Below are 605 nucleotides of genomic sequence, written 5' to 3'. Positions count from 1 at the left end.
GTGATGGCGGTAAACAGCACTACAACCAACGACAAATGCCACGCTTCACTCAATCCAAGTTGCACCAGCGTCATACTCACCAAGGAAGACACCACCATTTGACCGCCGCCAGACATGGCTGCCGCCGCGCCCGCTTGCTCTTTGTATGGTTGCATCACAAGTGCTTGTGCACAAGGCAACGCAATGCCATTGCCAAGAATCATCAACAATTGTCCAATCATCAAATACAAGGGTTCTACCGGGCAGAAAAACAACCACAGTGCCGCACTGATATGCAAAACAGGCGTGCAAAGCAACATTTTCTTGTTTCCGATGACGGGGCGGATGCGGTTACAAATGGTTGTGCCGCCGAGCATACCTAACGCGGGGATCAGTGCCCACATGGCGTATTCGTCCGATGTCATCCCGATTTGGTCTTGCATGATAAAAGGCATCACGGAGACGGTCGTGATCATCAAGCTGAAGTTGAGCCAACTGATGCTCGCAAAGCTCATAAAATATCGAGACGAGAGCAAATCACGATACTGCACCAACATTTTGGCTGGAGAGGGGATTGCAGAGCGTCGTGTGATGGTCTCTTTGAATCGAAACTCTGAACTCCAGTC

General features: G+C 50.4%; 1 protein-coding gene. It reads right to left on the bottom strand.

The genetic code is table 11. The features are described from left to right. The coding region (locus R7Z77_RS26785; protein WP_318137228.1) for an MFS transporter at nt 1–605 on the bottom strand (605 nt) is incomplete at both ends.

Source organism: Vibrio sp. 1401 (assembly GCF_033340295.1).
Note: the sequence above shows the minus strand (reverse complement) of the source record. Positions and strands in the feature narration are given on the sequence as shown.